This window comes from Clostridium sp. MT-14 (genome assembly GCF_042436595.1).
In the GTDB taxonomy this organism is placed as follows: Bacteria; Bacillota; Clostridia; order Clostridiales; family Clostridiaceae; genus Clostridium_B; species Clostridium_B aromativorans.
On record NZ_JBHMIY010000003.1, the window covers coordinates 86,080 to 100,664 of the forward strand.

22 protein-coding genes are annotated in these 14,585 nt (G+C 26.9%); all 22 read right to left on the reverse strand.

Annotated features, from left to right (window positions below):
* Positions 1-246: 246 nt before the first annotated feature.
* The 22 genes from ACFHWD_RS03695 to ACFHWD_RS03800 all read right to left on the reverse strand — a co-directional run bounded on the left by ACFHWD_RS03695 (position 247) and on the right by ACFHWD_RS03800 (position 14,573).
* Positions 247-540, reverse strand: a complete 294-nt coding sequence (locus ACFHWD_RS03695) for a hypothetical protein (RefSeq protein ID WP_378060492.1) — start codon at positions 538-540, stop codon at positions 247-249.
* Positions 541-762: 222 nt separating this feature from the next.
* Positions 763-2,286, reverse strand: coding sequence for an RNA-guided endonuclease TnpB family protein (locus tag ACFHWD_RS03700; RefSeq protein ID WP_378060494.1), 1,524 nt, complete (start codon positions 2,284-2,286; stop codon positions 763-765).
* A gap of 152 nt (positions 2,287-2,438) precedes the next feature.
* The gene (locus ACFHWD_RS03705; RefSeq protein ID WP_378060496.1) at positions 2,439-3,998 is read right to left on the reverse strand and encodes a DEAD/DEAH box helicase; all 1,560 of its coding nucleotides are present in this window, start codon (positions 3,996-3,998) and stop codon (positions 2,439-2,441) included.
* A gap of 314 nt (positions 3,999-4,312) precedes the next feature.
* Positions 4,313-4,864, reverse strand: coding sequence for a helix-turn-helix domain-containing protein (locus ACFHWD_RS03710; RefSeq protein WP_378060498.1), 552 nt, complete (start codon positions 4,862-4,864; stop codon positions 4,313-4,315).
* Between the two features lie 13 nt (positions 4,865-4,877).
* The gene (locus ACFHWD_RS03715) at positions 4,878-5,156 is read right to left on the reverse strand and encodes a hypothetical protein (RefSeq protein ID WP_378060500.1); all 279 of its coding nucleotides are present in this window, start codon (positions 5,154-5,156) and stop codon (positions 4,878-4,880) included.
* A 555-nt stretch (positions 5,157-5,711) separates the two neighbouring features.
* The gene (locus ACFHWD_RS03720; protein WP_378060502.1) at positions 5,712-5,882 is read right to left on the reverse strand and encodes a hypothetical protein; all 171 of its coding nucleotides are present in this window, start codon (positions 5,880-5,882) and stop codon (positions 5,712-5,714) included.
* Between the two features lie 293 nt (positions 5,883-6,175).
* Entirely contained in the window at positions 6,176-6,454 is a 279-nt protein-coding gene (locus ACFHWD_RS03725; RefSeq protein WP_378060504.1) for a hypothetical protein, read from the reverse strand.
* 81 nt (positions 6,455-6,535) lie between these two features.
* Positions 6,536-7,024, reverse strand: coding sequence for a hypothetical protein (locus ACFHWD_RS03730; RefSeq protein ID WP_378060506.1), 489 nt, complete (start codon positions 7,022-7,024; stop codon positions 6,536-6,538).
* A 459-nt stretch (positions 7,025-7,483) separates the two neighbouring features.
* A complete protein-coding gene (locus tag ACFHWD_RS03735; protein WP_378060508.1) occupies positions 7,484-7,936 on the reverse strand; it encodes a hypothetical protein in 453 nt (150 codons plus the stop codon).
* Between the two features lie 17 nt (positions 7,937-7,953).
* Complete coding sequence (locus tag ACFHWD_RS03740; protein ID WP_378060510.1) at positions 7,954-8,244, reverse strand: hypothetical protein; 291 nt, start codon at positions 8,242-8,244, stop codon at positions 7,954-7,956.
* A 64-nt stretch (positions 8,245-8,308) separates the two neighbouring features.
* Complete coding sequence (locus ACFHWD_RS03745) at positions 8,309-8,998, reverse strand: HNH endonuclease (RefSeq protein ID WP_378060512.1); 690 nt, start codon at positions 8,996-8,998, stop codon at positions 8,309-8,311.
* A 46-nt stretch (positions 8,999-9,044) separates the two neighbouring features.
* A complete protein-coding gene (locus ACFHWD_RS03750; protein WP_378060514.1) occupies positions 9,045-9,188 on the reverse strand; it encodes a hypothetical protein in 144 nt (47 codons plus the stop codon).
* Between the two features lie 28 nt (positions 9,189-9,216).
* Positions 9,217-9,624, reverse strand: a complete 408-nt coding sequence (locus ACFHWD_RS03755; RefSeq protein ID WP_378060516.1) for a hypothetical protein — start codon at positions 9,622-9,624, stop codon at positions 9,217-9,219.
* A 24-nt stretch (positions 9,625-9,648) separates the two neighbouring features.
* Positions 9,649-9,861 (reverse strand): hypothetical protein, encoded by a 213-nt coding sequence (locus ACFHWD_RS03760; RefSeq protein ID WP_378060518.1) that lies wholly within the window; start codon positions 9,859-9,861, stop codon positions 9,649-9,651.
* Between the two features lie 41 nt (positions 9,862-9,902).
* Positions 9,903-12,062: a hypothetical protein gene (locus ACFHWD_RS03765; protein WP_378060520.1), complete on the reverse strand. Its 2,160-nt coding sequence runs from the start codon at positions 12,060-12,062 to the stop codon at positions 9,903-9,905.
* A 78-nt stretch (positions 12,063-12,140) separates the two neighbouring features.
* Entirely contained in the window at positions 12,141-12,308 is a 168-nt protein-coding gene (locus ACFHWD_RS03770; protein WP_378060522.1) for a hypothetical protein, read from the reverse strand.
* Between the two features lie 86 nt (positions 12,309-12,394).
* Entirely contained in the window at positions 12,395-12,574 is a 180-nt protein-coding gene (locus ACFHWD_RS03775; protein WP_378060524.1) for a hypothetical protein, read from the reverse strand.
* Positions 12,567-12,722 carry a hypothetical protein gene (locus ACFHWD_RS03780; protein WP_378060526.1) on the reverse strand — a complete coding sequence of 52 codons (156 nt, stop codon included), beginning with the start codon at positions 12,720-12,722 and terminating at the stop codon, positions 12,567-12,569. The genes ACFHWD_RS03775 and ACFHWD_RS03780 overlap by 8 nt, the downstream gene beginning before the upstream one ends.
* A 19-nt stretch (positions 12,723-12,741) precedes the next feature.
* Entirely contained in the window at positions 12,742-13,596 is an 855-nt protein-coding gene (locus tag ACFHWD_RS03785; RefSeq protein WP_378060528.1) for a hypothetical protein, read from the reverse strand.
* An 11-nt stretch (positions 13,597-13,607) separates the two neighbouring features.
* A complete protein-coding gene (locus tag ACFHWD_RS03790) occupies positions 13,608-13,832 on the reverse strand; it encodes a hypothetical protein (RefSeq protein ID WP_378060530.1) in 225 nt (74 codons plus the stop codon).
* Positions 13,833-13,853: 21 nt separating this feature from the next.
* Complete coding sequence (locus ACFHWD_RS03795) at positions 13,854-14,072, reverse strand: hypothetical protein (RefSeq protein WP_378060532.1); 219 nt, start codon at positions 14,070-14,072, stop codon at positions 13,854-13,856.
* Between the two features lie 30 nt (positions 14,073-14,102).
* Entirely contained in the window at positions 14,103-14,573 is a 471-nt protein-coding gene (locus tag ACFHWD_RS03800; protein WP_378060534.1) for a hypothetical protein, read from the reverse strand.
* Between the last annotated feature and the right edge of the window lie 12 nt (positions 14,574-14,585).

Genomic DNA, 14,585 nt, shown 5'->3' on the forward strand with positions numbered 1-14,585 from the left:
TCTATATTTATTCTATATCCTGCGGAGGTGTGGAACAAGCAGCTAGATACATTTGTAGCGTAGCGTTAAGCAAATGTATCTCTGTTCCACCATTTTAGTCCTTTTATTTATCTTATTAACCAAAAATATGGAGTAAAAATATAATAAATATTACTTATAAATATAGTAATACCAATGATTTTGATATATTTTATTAATTTTATATGTTATATATAGAACATATGCCATATTTTTGGTATCAATAAATTATTCTTTATTGTATTTTATTTCTCCTACTTTCCAATAAGTTTTTCTATATCTTGGATTTTTATCTCCATTATCTAATTTCTTCTTTGTTTCTCTTCCAGTATCAATAATATATGTGAATTTATTTTCTTTTAAATAAGTATTTATTAAACTAATTGATTTTTGTTGCCTGTTTCTATTATCTCGCAAATTTATTTTATCAATTAATTCTTTTTTATCATCTTTAAATAATTTTTTCCCAACTATATTATTCAGATAATTTTCTAAATCATTATTATAATTTTCATCTATCAATCTATATCTCTCCTTATATTGAACTGAATCTCACATGACTAAAGTCACGTGGTTCTTATATACAATAGACTTCTTTAATACTCTCATATATAGGTATTACATTCCTTCTATATATTACAACATATTAATACTAATCTATTTTCTATAAGATTTTCACTAACAAAGATATCTATATATCTATTAACGTTAGTATATCGCCCGATTCAAGACGATTTATTATCTTTATATTCCCATACTACTTATCATTTTATTCCCATTTCCCATTAAACTCTTTAATCTGTCTACTTCTTTATCATGCAATATCTTAAAATTATCAAAGGTATTAATACATTTACTTCTATCAACTTTATCTAAATTATCATTCACATTCATTATCAAAAATGCACTATACATATCTCTTTGTATGCCTAAATCTTTATTCCATCTATCTTTAAGTTCCTTCTTATTATAATTATCTGTTATATGATTATATTGTGATGCCTTTACTTTTGCTGTATTTATCTTATTTATCTGTTGACCTATATACCCCAATTTCCTATTAATTATCTCTATCAGCATAGCAGGAGCTTTGTTCCCTAAACTTTTGCCAAATCTTTTCTTTTTATTAAACTTACCTTTATCATTTTTAGTAGTCTTTTTACTACGTTTCTGTAATCCTTTATAATTCATTTGCTCAACATAAAATTTATCACCTAAACTAAGTATATAATTACTCAATTTTTCATGTGATTGTTTTCTTATTGCTGCCTGTTTTCTCTGTATCTCTTTTAATTTATATTGTATTTTAATATATTTATTAGATTTATTCCATATTAATTTAACTCCTCTTTTAATTGTTCCATCATAATTATAATTATCAGGATTATTACTCCTACGTTGTCTATTTAATTTTCTTTGCAATAACCATTTTTTATGTTCTATATTATCAATTTCAGGACACAACTCTAATAATTTTACATCATATTGACTTGATATAGCAATAGTTTGAGTACCAATATCTATACCTACATTACCTTGTCCGATACTTCTCTTTAATTCTCCTGTATCCTTATTTATCTTTATAGGAGGTACTCCTTCTAATACTAATTGAACATAATAATGATATTTACCTCTTATCAATTTCCTTATTATCCTACAAAATTTAATTCTATCTCGTATTGCTTTTTGAGCATATATATCATTCTTTTTAATTATTACTGGTATTTCTAGTCCATTCCATATAATATATCCATCTCTATATTTTAAACCTGATTTATTCCATTTATTTTGTATTGAATTTATTTCTCCATACTTTTTAAAACAAACTTTCTTACCATCACCAAACAATAATTTATCAAATGAACTCCATACATCATCTGCAATAGCTTGTGCTTCTATACTCCCTATATTATCTTTGAAATGCTTATACATAGGTTTGACATCATCATAAAATGAATATTGTGTTAATCCAAATTTACTATATATGTCTTTTCTTTTATCATATAATACTTTACGTTTTTTATTTAAATTAGATTTTTCTTTCTTATTAGAAATACTATGATATAATTTATTAATATTATTTAATTGCTTTTTATTTTTGGTATATAATTTAGAATCAAGCATATGGTAATATTTTTTAAGAGCAACATTAATTAAAGCATTTTGAATATTTCTAGCAATCTCTAATCTTTTATCAATTATATATTCTTGAAATAATTCAGTATGTAATTGTAAAGTCAAAATATAACTAGGGGTTTTAGATTTCACAATATTCACTTCCTTTCTATAATATAATTATAACATAATTATTAATTTTATTTATTACAAAAAACTATAACGTCCTCTATATTTATATTATCATATATAGAGGATATTGTCAATAATTTTTATTAATTTTATATAAGATATTTTTAGTCTCATTACACACACTCTTTCTCTTTATCTACAGATCGAGTCAACATTTCTATATAATACTCCATTCCAACATCCGGCAAATGCCCTGATTGTTTAATCCCTATTAATTCTCCAAATCCTTTTATATCAGCATTTTGTTCTGAGATTTTAAATCCACTACCCAAATATGAATTTTCGCACATTATTTTTAATCTTTCTTTTGCTGTAGGTTCTAAATGTTTCTTTTTAGGGTATGTTAGTATACAATAAGATTGTGTCCCATCATTTTTCCTTCCTATACGACCACGCAACTGATGGAGCTGTGCAAGTCCTAACATATCACTGTTAAAAATTATCATTGTGTTAGCATTTTTAACAGTAACTCCCACTTCTATTACTGTACTGGCCAATAATAAATCAATCTTTTTATCTAACATATTTTCCATAGTATCATCTATTTCATTTTGTCTCATTTTTCCATGTACAATACCAGTCTTAATTCCTGGTATTAATTTTTCTATATATTCTTTTAAAGCATATAATTCATTTATATTATTATCAACAAAAAATATTTGCCCACCTCTATTTAACTCTCTCTCTATAATTGACTTAATTTTATTATTATTCCAAGGACATGATTCTGTAATGGGTGCTTTTTTATTTGCTGGAGGTGTATCTATTATACTTATATCTCTAATGTGTAATTTAGTTAGATTTAAAGTTCTAGGTATTGGTGTACCCGACATAGATAAGACATCTACATTAGCTGAAATTGCCTTTATTTTCTCTTTTGTTGCTACCCCCAATCTATGTTCCTCATCTATAACCATAAGTCCTATATCGTGGTATTTAACACATTTAGATACTACGTTTTGAGTACCTATAATTATATCTATATTACCATCTTCAATATCCTTTAATAATTTAGTCCTCTTTTTATTTCTTTGGCTTGTCAATAAACCTATTTTTACATTATAATTCTTAAAACGTTCTATAAAATCATTATAATGTTGTTTTGACAATATCCTTGAAGGAGTTAAAACTAGAGCCTGCTTTCCATCTTGTACAGCTTTAAAGGCTGCTCTCATTGCTAATTCTGTCTTTCCATAGCCTACATCTCCACATAAAAGCCTATCCATAAGTTTATCTGATTCCATATCTTTTTTTATTTCTTCCATACACCTGAACTGACCAGGGGACAATGTAAAAGGTACTTCTTTTTCAAATTGTTCTTGTAATACTGTATCTTTTGAAAAAGCAAACCCTTTTGTATTTGCTCTATTCTGATATATTTTTAATAATTCCTTTGCCTGTTCTCTAGCCTCAGTCATTGATCGTTGTTTTTTTCGTTTCCAACTTGTATTATTAAATAGGGAACTTAATTTAGGCGGATTACTTCCTACATTCCCATATCTATAAAATCCATTTAATTCTCCATCTTGTGCATAATAAGGACTTCCTTTATCAAATATAAAACAATGAAAAAGTCCTTTATTATTCAAAAACTTTTCTCCAATATATAAACACACGCCATAACGACTCATGACATAATATTCTCCTTCTACCAATTCTGCTTTTTTAACCATATTTAAAAACTCCCTTCTGCTCTGAAAATATCTGAATTATAATGTAAAAATATGTAGATAAAATATACATTTTATCTGAATTTATTTTCTTTCTTTTTATATTTAATTCTCTATGTATTGACTTTTTGTTTTATATATATTATATTAAATCTAATGAACAATAACAAATGTTGTATGTAAATGTAAGTTAAGTTGTGTACCATTAACTACTTAAAATTTTGAACCATAACATAGAATGTATTAAAACAAATTTAATTAATCATTTACCACCAGAGGGAGTATAATTAATTATACTCCCTCTATTCCTATATCTTCTATCGTATTATTACTTCTTCAGGTTTACGTGGTATTTCAACCATATAAATGTCATCATTCCACGCTTCTTTTAAGGAGAACATATATAATTTCTCATCTTTTATATAACATTCTTGAATATTCTCATCACTTTCTATTGTATTAACTCCTGCAAATATCTTATATCCTAATACAAAAGCAGCATCATAATTTGTTTTTATATAAATTTCTTTTACTTCTCCATTTTTTTGATATTTATGTCTATGATGCATCTGTATTCCAGATTTCTTCCACTTTAATTTCTTCCATTCTTCATGAGTGACTACAACATATTGTAATTGTGCTATTCTATAATTAGTACCTATATACTTATAATAGCATCCTTGCTTTAGCTTTAAAGGTTCTATATTGAGAACTTTTGCTAAGCTATTAACTATTTTGTCATCTTGTTCTTTAACATCTAACAGACTTAATTCTAAGTCTCGAATTTTTTCTACTGTCACACCAGTCTTCTTTGATAAATCCTCTCTAGTTAAATTAAATTCTTTTCTCTTTTCCATTAACTTATTCATGCTATTTCCCTCCTTATATCCATTTATTGATATCTTTTTTATGTTCAAAAACATATTTTTCAGGGTCGTCTAGATAACTAGGATTCTGATCTCCCCAATCTTTTCCCCATGATAATATAGTCCATCCGTCTTTCTTCTTTTCTATCCTTGTAGTACCACCAGAATGACCACCAAAACTTAAAGTACTGTTATAAAAGTCAAATCCTAATCCACCATAATCATCTTCCCGGGCAAATTCTTTAAAATGTTCCAAAAAATATTTTGCATTCTCTTTTGTCTCTATTTTATCCATAATTAATACCCTCCTTGTTATGGTTTAATTTTACCATATTTAAATATAATTTACTACTTTATGACTTATTTATACATCTTCTTTTGCTATGGTAGAGAAGATTATAGAACTACTGGCAGGCTTCATTTCAGCTTTAACCCATACATATTATTTATTAATTTTAGATAAAATCAACTTTTTATCTAAAATATCTTATTATTTAATTATTGACAACAAACCACCAATTTAATAAATGATATAAGAATAAAATATAACTAATATTATTAGCTTGACTTCTGTTCTTGTATATATCATACCATTTATTAAAAAGATCATTAAATTCCTTCTCTGTCTTAGCATTAAAAAAATCTTTAATTAAGTCATCTTCATAATAATCTATGAAGTTGTTAAAGTCTTCCATTTAAAACACCTTCTTTTTATAATAATATTTAATCATATACTCCTATATCTCCTTTTACAACATATCTCAAGCAACTTCCCTTATCTTCTAGCTTTAAGTTTAACTTATTAATTATATCTGTTGTTAACTTTTTATTCATTATACGTATTTCCTCACTAATTTATTTTCCTTAATTGATTTAAAATTTCTTCCTTCGTTTTCCCTAACAAGCGTAAAGAGTTTATGATACCCGCAATACGAGTATATCCGTTACCATTATTATTTTTTAATATTCTTTTTATTTCTTTTTCAAAATATTTATCATTTATATTAATTACCTTTTTCATTATATTTCCCCTCCTATCTCAATCCTTTTTCGTCACATTCTTTTTTGCAATCTACACATATACAATATCCCTCTTTATCCTTTTTTTTAATACATAATCTTTACCTTCCTGAGATATTAAATTACTTTTTGAATCTCTTTTGTTATGGTTTATACCACAATATGAATATATTAAATCTGACCTTCTGAAATTAATCTATCATAAAATTTCTTCTCAAACTTATCAAAAAAGTTTACCATAATTTTAATTTTCCTCCCTTATATATATGAACTCTTATATATAATTAAAATAAATTATACAGGCCTACGTTTTAATACTGTAATATCAACTTCATGTCTGCCTAGTATCTCTTTTACAGCATCCATATTTTCGTTGATATTTGTTATGCTACCTTTTATATGTGCAATATCATTACTCATCTTATCCCTCTCAGCTTTAGACACCTCAGTACTGTGTACCAATGCTTTAAGAATTTGGGTATTCTCGTCTAACTGTAATTTAATAGACTCAAGCTTCTTGTCAAATTTTTGATCTAGTAATTCTGAAATTTCTTGTAAGTCTTTCTTATCCATAAACATTCAACTCCTTTATGCTTAATTTTAACATAATATTACTGTTAATACACTATGTGTTACGGTTAGATTCCATTGATTTTAGTTAGCTACACAAACTATATTTTCTATATTATTCTGTATTTCTTTTATATATTTCTCCAGATCTTCTAAGTCAAATTTGTGTACATAAGTCATACCTTTGCCACCTATATAGCTTCCTTGTGTCCCACAATCTTTCAACTTAGATGGTATCTCAAATAAAAACTCTTGTTCTGGTACTGAATATTCTTCTGGATAACCAGCATATACTAATTTTAAAATAAAATAAAGTTTAATTACAGGATCATCAAATACTCTAAAACCCATATAAGTATATTTTTTAATTCCTTTTGGATAACTCATTTTATCTTTTTGTTCTCCTATATATACAGGCTTTGTATCAAACTGTTTCAACATTCTTTCGGTAACACCTTGGTCTTTTAAGGTATCACACGTAATTGTATTTTCTTGAATTCCTAAATATTCAGTAACCTTTCTTTCTAATTCTCCACCTATTTTTGCTATTTCTTTTATTCTTTCATTTGTCATTTTTATTCACACTCCTTTTCGCATTGAATAATTACATTTTATCATGTTTGAATTGACAATAAAAGTCAAGTTTTATATCCATGCTGTTATGGCGAATTTGTAAACTACTTCTTTACATTTACAATAAAATAGACTATAATGTATATAAAGTTTCAATTACTAAACATATTTTTAGATTACCTATGAGGATTTGAAACTTGTAAGTTTAATATGTATGTGTTTAGTATATATTTTAGTTTACCTATAAGGAATCGAAATCTGTAAGTTTGCAATGTCTATTTGCAATAATGTATATTATTTTAGAATACCTACAGGGATTTGAAAATTGTGCTTTTGTAATATACATTTAATTTTTAGTCTACCTATGAGGAATTAAAACTTTTCAAATTTCAAAAATTTACAGATTTTAAATAAGGAGTATAGCATTTTTGGTTATGCTCCTTATTTATTTTTTTAAAATTATTTTCGTAGTAATTGCTCCTTTGTGATCTTACCTTGCAAGTAATTTAAGACCTTAACTTTATCAGCAGATTCAGAACAATCTGCTACACTTTTCAATTCTCCATTCTGGACAATATACATTTTTCTATAATCATTCTTCCAACTCCCGCCACTTCTTATCTCTAAGACTTCATCTTCCTTTGCTGTATAGCTGCCTGAAACTGTTACATCACCTTTACCATATTCCCTATTAAGGTTTATGAAATCTCTTTGTAACTTTCCTCCTGCTTCTGTTATTCTTGCGACATAGGGGGTTCCCTTCCTGGGATCATTAGTTGCTTCAAAATCAAATTCGTATTCTTTATTTTCAGCACTTTCTAATTCTTTAATTCTCTGTTCAATTTCTATCTTCAATTCTTTTAATTGTTCTAAAGTCAATTCTTTTATATTTATATTTTTGTCTTTTTCCAATACTATCACCTCTTTTTCTAATGACTACTTATTAAATCATTATATTGTTCTTTTAATCTTTCTACTTCCTGAATATATTCACTTTTAGAAAGATTTTCTTCTGGCCTATCCTCAAATTCCTCTGAATACGTATCATTTTGTAATAAATATTCAATATCGGAAACATCCCATATGGCTAAACATCCACCATGATTTTCTCTATATACTTTGTATCCATATCCACTAACAAATATGTGATCGTGATCTATCCATTCTGCTTCCATAAAAATTCTTTTTCCAAATTGTACCCCTATGACTCCAGTTAACATTTAATCACCTCCTTAACATTTATTTTACCATATTTTTTATATAATCTGTTACGGATAAAATACTTCATTTATTAACTTTTTTATAATCTTCATTAAGCCATTTATTTATTTTATTTAATCTTTCCTGTGTAAAATTTGGATTGTTCTTATTATACCATTCTTCTAATTTAAATTCCCACTTTTGACTATTACAAGATTTACAAGCGGGGACACAATTGCTTAAATCATTAGCTCCATTATAGTCAACATGCTCTTTATGAAGATATTGTCCTTGTTGTTCTTTTGCTTCTTCTTCTAATATTCCACAATAAGCACATGAATTATTAAAATATTTTTTACATTTATTCCATTCTTCTTGTGTAATATTATGTTCTTTATGTAATTTTCTTTTTCTTGCATATTTTTGAAATTTGTCTTTATTTTCTTGTTGATATTGTTTATAATATCCATTTTCCTTTTGTTTTTTAGCAAGTTCTCTAGTTCTATCTCTTTTTTCTGGAGTTGCATCTCTTACTGCAACTATTTCTTTCCAATGATCATAATTATTATATTGCCACTTTAATGCTTTCTTCTTATTACATTCTTTACAATACGGAAATAAGCCATCTCCTTTATGATATTTAGAATTTGTCTTATAAAAATATTCTTCAGTACAAGGCAACCAATTATTGCATTTACTACATAATTTATATAATTGTCCATTAATTATTTTATGTGATTCTTCATATGATAATTTAATTTTATTTATTTTCAACACTCCTTTTTTAATTATTTATATAAGATAAGATAAAATTTAACTTTTATTTTATGTTGTTTTTATTAAGATAACTTACTTCTTTTACATCTGGAATTCTTGACAATATTTTATTTATAATAAATCGAATTTCCTTCTCTGTTTCTTCTGACATTTTTTCATAACCGATTTTTATTTCTGCATACTTCATTTAAATCTCTCCTTCTCTGTTATGGTTATTAATAAAATACATTGAACCCTGTGTTTCCTTCTATTTCTTTTAATTTATCTTTAAAATATTTATTGTATATGTCTCCATTTCTTCTAAAAGACATATACGTATCTATGCCATTTATGGAATATTCAATATCTTCATATAAATTTAATTTCTGTATTTCTCTCAATTCTCTTTGTTTTTCACTATCCGATTCATCTAATTCACTGATTTTATTTTGTATACTTTTACTCAAATTTCGTTGAGCCTCTCTAAATATAGTGTCAATTATATTATCAAAATTAATTTCTTTAAAATTTATTTTACATTCTTCTATAACGTTAAAAGGATCATATTTACAATCATTTAATTTTTCTAATTCCATTGTGCCACATCCTAAAATACCTCTTAACAACCCATCATTAAAACTCATTTTTAACAACTCCTTTTATTATAATTATAGTACACAGTATTTTTCTATAACTTCATATCCATCTAAATTAAATATATGTTTATCCCCACGTGTTCCACGATACCAAGCATAACCATTTTCAATTCCACCAAAAACAAAGATATTACCTTCAATGTCTTTTATTTTGTAAGCCATATTGCATTTGTCAATTTTTTTGTTTATTCTTTCTTCAATTTCTTTATCATTGTTTTTATACATTTTTAACACTCCTTTATTAATTTTAGTTAACAGAACAGACACTATATAACCTGTTCTGTTACGGTAAGATTTGACAAGTAATATATAAGATTGATCTTTGCATTCCTTAACGTGCCATCTGTATATTTTTGCTCTATCTCCTGACCCTTGCTATCATATATATTAAATCGACTATAATTCTTTAGAATATAATAGCCTTTATATTCATATGCAGCTACTTCATAGTCTGCGTTATTGAATATATGATCTACTGCTCCACGATTGATCTTAACTCTAGTTTTTTTAAATTTTTCCTTTGATGGATCAATACCCTTGATATCCTGCAAGTATTGATTATATTCCTTTTTATTATTAATAGAATTAATTTGATTCCTGTATTGCTGTATCTTAGAATTGAATTTGTCAATTAACCTATTAGCATATTGCAGCTTCCTATCGTATTGTTCTTGCTTTTTATTATATTTACTGGTATTTAAATTACCTCTACCAGTGACCACCCATGATGGATTATTTACTTTGTGTTCTAATATTGAAATATAAGCATCAGTATATTTCCCTTTGAATGATTGTAAATAACTCTTTGCTTTGTATTGGATATACTCTGTGCAACTTGGCATTTTACACAATTCTATTACGTCATTATTTGCACTCTGTAAAGTTTTTTGAAGTTCTTTAGTATGGTCAATATCTTCACTTCTAAACATTGCGTTATTATTTTCTCGTTTAGATAATTCTTCTGGCACTGTATAAGAATCTATGTCATTTATGTTGACTTCTGGATAAGCAACCTTTTTTTGTTGCATAGTTTGATCTGTATCTTCTGTTATTATAGAATTATTAATATTATTGTTTTTAGTTTGAAGAACATCTTTTATAAATGCCCTTCTTTCTGCTGTATCTTTGGCCCACCATAATTTCTGATATCTTGACCACCTGAAACCATTGGCTTTTAATTGTGACAAGACCTCTGTTTCTGGTTTGCCGGGAAATATAAGCTCTATACCGCCTTTTTCTTGATTATACTGTACTTGTATGCCTGTTACGGTTAAAGTATCTAAATCGGCTTCTACGGAAGTATTTTGGGTATTTGTAGTTGACTGAGTCTCTTTCTTTTTTATGTCCTTTACTTTTGGATTTTTTACCCTTACCCAGTTTTCTATTTCTTTTGTTTCTTCAACTTCTTTGAGTTCATATATTTTAATATTACCTTTTTCAAGTTCGGATAACATTTGATATTCATATTGGTAGTAACTTTTTGGGCTTTTTAAATCCTGATACCCTCTTGACGCTGCTCCTATCAATTCATATACAAACACTTTTCTTGATTCTTCTATACCTTTCCATTTCCCTTTATACATATTTTCACTTGTTATTTTCCAATAATGGCCATGATAGGGAAGAGTAATATAATCACCAATTTTAAAATAACTTCTCTTTATTTCTACCATTTTTTTAACTTTTTTTGTAACCTTTTTAATAATTTTTTCCATTTTCTCATTTTTTAATTGTTCTTGTGCTGCCTCTTCGGTTTCTTTTGTACCATCTCCCATACCATTCATAGAGTTAACAACTCTTTCCCACCTCAATATTAATTTTTTAAAATCATTGATAACTTTCTCTTGACGTTCTGAAAGTTTTCTCTTTTGTCCATCACGCCATGTTTTATAGCCATCTTTAAATTCCATTTTCCCTATATCATATACGTATGATTCAGGTATTTCACTGTACTTTGTTATGGCAGATCCTTTATCGTATATTGATCCATCTTTTTCAATATGCCATTTACAACGTCCTGGATTCGCCATATGAGCAATTGTATATCCTGTTATTTCTTTTTTTGGAGTAGTGTCTTTGGAATTTTTAATTTTTTCTATTAAAGCTTTGGCATTTGCTTCTTCCCCTGGTGTCGCTCCTCTTTCTTGTGTTAAGGCAGACAATTTTTCTATCTTGTTTTGATCTCCTATACTTAAACAACTTTTATAATTATATTTTGTAATTGGTACTCTTTTCGCTGCGTGTGGAGTATCTACACATAATATATAACCATTTTTTATTGCTATACCGCCCCAATTTGCCGGACTATAATAATCGGTCATACTATCACTTTTATCTGGTTTATAGTCTTTCACATCCCAACCTCTATTCATTAATTCATGTGCTATTCTTACTTTTGCATTTCGTTTTTCATAATAATTTGACATGTCATTCACTCCTTTTATTAATTTCATATGTACTCATTTCAGCATATATAAAAATATTATATGCTGAATCAATACATATTAATCTTTTTCTAAATCGTAAAACTTTTTAACACTCAATAAAATTGCTTTCCTAGATATTCTGCTATTTGTTAAAATAACATTTAATACTGTTTTGGCATTTTCTTCTGTACAATCAAGTTTGTTCCTTTCAAAAAGTTGTTGTACTTCCTTTATAATATTATCCATTTATTACACCTCTTTTATTAATTCTATACATATATTATACTATATCCCTGTTATAGATACAATATAAAATTATTAATTTTGTTATGTTATGCAGCCACATATAAAACTGGCTTTACATAATCTATTTCATAATCGAATCCAGAAAATACAGTTTGTAAATTCTGAATGGCTTCCGATTCTGACATAGCTCTTATGTAGCCATTTCTAAAACGATATATGCCATTTTTAGCCCGTTTGTTCTGCACTAATACTCTGAATTTAAACATTACTTAAAACCTCCCTAGTGTCCTCTATGAGTGACACGAGCTGTATTCTGCTGCTGTCCAGATCATCAACTGTCATGTTCTCAAGGGCCTGTTTAATAGTGTCTAAATTCTCTACTACATTTATTAAATTTACTATTGAATTATCCATTTTTGTTACCTCCATATGATTAATATTTAATTTGATCTATACGTAATAATATATCTTTTAGATATTTATCTTTCTTATATCTATTTACAAGTTTATTAAATTTATCTCTGTATTTATCTGGAATACCTTTTGTATAATTGTCAAAACAGATATCTGTAGTAACATCTTTATTAGGACTTAACCATATCCACGTGCTAAAGAAATTTTTTCCATCAGCACTATAATTATGAAAATTAAAAAATTCTACATTAAATATTGTATTGAAAGCATAAAAGAAATTATCACTCCTTCTGATTTCTCGCCACCATAAATGCCCGTTACAATATTTTTGATGATCAAGCAGTGTTCCATCGTTAGCTATGTAGTCTCGATCTTCGTATACTTGCTCAGATTTTTGATCTTCTCTAATTCTCCTATAATAGATAGTTATTTCATATGGAAGTATTTTTTCCATATGACAATAAATTAATTTACTAACTTTTATTTTATCTGTAGGTTTTGAGCTTTTGATAGTCTCGTGAAAATTATCTGTTATGGCAACAATTTTATTATTTATTTCTATTTTATATTTTTTTCCACCATACAATTTTATTAATTTGCATAATTGCTTATTCCATTGCCGGTCAGATTCGTCCCGTTTTTCTTTAAGCAGTTGATCCTGAAGTCTTTCTAATTCTTTTGTTTTGTTATCTATTGAAATAAGCTGCATAGCCTCTGGATCGGTACATCTATATATAGCCAGACTTAGTCCTTGACTTTTTCTATGATTCTGAATATCCCAATACTGAGCATCTAATATATCTAACTTTATGTCTATATTTTTAATCTGTTTCCACAACTTTGTTATCTTTGGATTTTTATCTAATACTAGCATGGTTACCCTTCCTATTTATTTATTTTATTATTATAAAGAATGGACGCTTGATTAAACAACCATTCTTTAAATTCTTTGTTACCACTTAGAAGAAGAAACATCAAAGAGTCTTTATTTATATTAAATTTGTTCTCTGCTTCTTCTCCCATTTTAGCTATTTGTTCAACAGTCATTTCTGATCCTGCATTTCTAACCATATCAATAAATTGTTTATACGATATATCTTTTTTATTCATTATAAAACCCCCATTTATTATTTATTTAATATGAATCCAATAAAAATCATTAAGATGTGTTTCATATTTTATATTATATTCTTCTAATAGTGACAATATAGAATATTTATTATTTATATCTATTTTTGTATACAATAAATTCCTTTTATTATTGTTTATGTCATTTTTATTATTTTTAAGTGATATATTTGTTTGCTTTCTTATAAAGTCTATTAATTCATTTTTATTTTTAAATTTCATATTAAAACCTCCATTTTATTAATATTATTTTTAATAATAAGCTTCTACATGGCTAAAATCTTTATGCAGAAGCTTTCTTAATTCGTCTGTTATGGTAGCGACATACTTTTCTACTATTTGCATATTTCTACGTGTAATCATACTATCATTATCATTACTTTCACAAGCTATATAAAAATGGTAGTTTTTTTGATTTATAAAAGCCATTTTTAAAGCTTTTGGGGCATTATTAATTCCCTTTATAAACGTTAAGTAGTCCCATATACTCATATACATGGATTTTAAAAAACTACCAAATTTATACATATCTAATTGATATATAAGCAATGGCCCGTTTGTTATCCCCTCTTCTGGTAGTGCTGCGTATTTGAATCCGTCTTCTATTTCCTGCATTGTATAGGAATGATCGAATTCATAGACGTAAAATAACACTTTATGATCTTCGGCACTTGCTTCAAAATACCTTTGATCATTCTCTCTTAATAATTCTTTTATTTTCATTACCTTTATTCC

Coding starts and splice junctions, on each gene's coding strand:
- ACFHWD_RS03800 (WP_378060534.1), bottom strand. CDS start 14,573: ATGAAAATAAAAGAATTATTAAGAGAGAATGATCAAAGGTATTTTGAA.
- ACFHWD_RS03780 (WP_378060526.1), bottom strand. CDS start 12,722: ATGGATAATTCAATAGTAAATTTAATAAATGTAGTAGAGAATTTAGAC.
- ACFHWD_RS03715 (WP_378060500.1), bottom strand. CDS start 5,156: ATGGATAAAATAGAGACAAAAGAGAATGCAAAATATTTTTTGGAACAT.
- ACFHWD_RS03770 (WP_378060522.1), bottom strand. CDS start 12,308: ATGGATAATATTATAAAGGAAGTACAACAACTTTTTGAAAGGAACAAA.
- ACFHWD_RS03765 (WP_378060520.1), bottom strand. CDS start 12,062: ATGTCAAATTATTATGAAAAACGAAATGCAAAAGTAAGAATAGCACAT.
- ACFHWD_RS03720 (WP_378060502.1), bottom strand. CDS start 5,882: ATGAAAAAGGTAATTAATATAAATGATAAATATTTTGAAAAAGAAATA.
- ACFHWD_RS03725 (WP_378060504.1), bottom strand. CDS start 6,454: ATGGATAAGAAAGACTTACAAGAAATTTCAGAATTACTAGATCAAAAA.
- ACFHWD_RS03740 (WP_378060510.1), bottom strand. CDS start 8,244: ATGTTAACTGGAGTCATAGGGGTACAATTTGGAAAAAGAATTTTTATG.
- ACFHWD_RS03775 (WP_378060524.1), bottom strand. CDS start 12,574: ATGTTTAAATTCAGAGTATTAGTGCAGAACAAACGGGCTAAAAATGGC.
- ACFHWD_RS03760 (WP_378060518.1), bottom strand. CDS start 9,861: ATGTATAAAAACAATGATAAAGAAATTGAAGAAAGAATAAACAAAAAA.
- ACFHWD_RS03795 (WP_378060532.1), bottom strand. CDS start 14,072: ATGAAATTTAAAAATAAAAATGAATTAATAGACTTTATAAGAAAGCAA.
- ACFHWD_RS03790 (WP_378060530.1), bottom strand. CDS start 13,832: ATGAATAAAAAAGATATATCGTATAAACAATTTATTGATATGGTTAGA.
- ACFHWD_RS03755 (WP_378060516.1), bottom strand. CDS start 9,624: ATGAGTTTTAATGATGGGTTGTTAAGAGGTATTTTAGGATGTGGCACA.
- ACFHWD_RS03705 (WP_378060496.1), bottom strand. CDS start 3,998: ATGGTTAAAAAAGCAGAATTGGTAGAAGGAGAATATTATGTCATGAGT.
- ACFHWD_RS03730 (WP_378060506.1), bottom strand. CDS start 7,024: ATGACAAATGAAAGAATAAAAGAAATAGCAAAAATAGGTGGAGAATTA.
- ACFHWD_RS03750 (WP_378060514.1), bottom strand. CDS start 9,188: ATGAAGTATGCAGAAATAAAAATCGGTTATGAAAAAATGTCAGAAGAA.
- ACFHWD_RS03710 (WP_378060498.1), bottom strand. CDS start 4,864: ATGAATAAGTTAATGGAAAAGAGAAAAGAATTTAATTTAACTAGAGAG.
- ACFHWD_RS03785 (WP_378060528.1), bottom strand. CDS start 13,596: ATGCTAGTATTAGATAAAAATCCAAAGATAACAAAGTTGTGGAAACAG.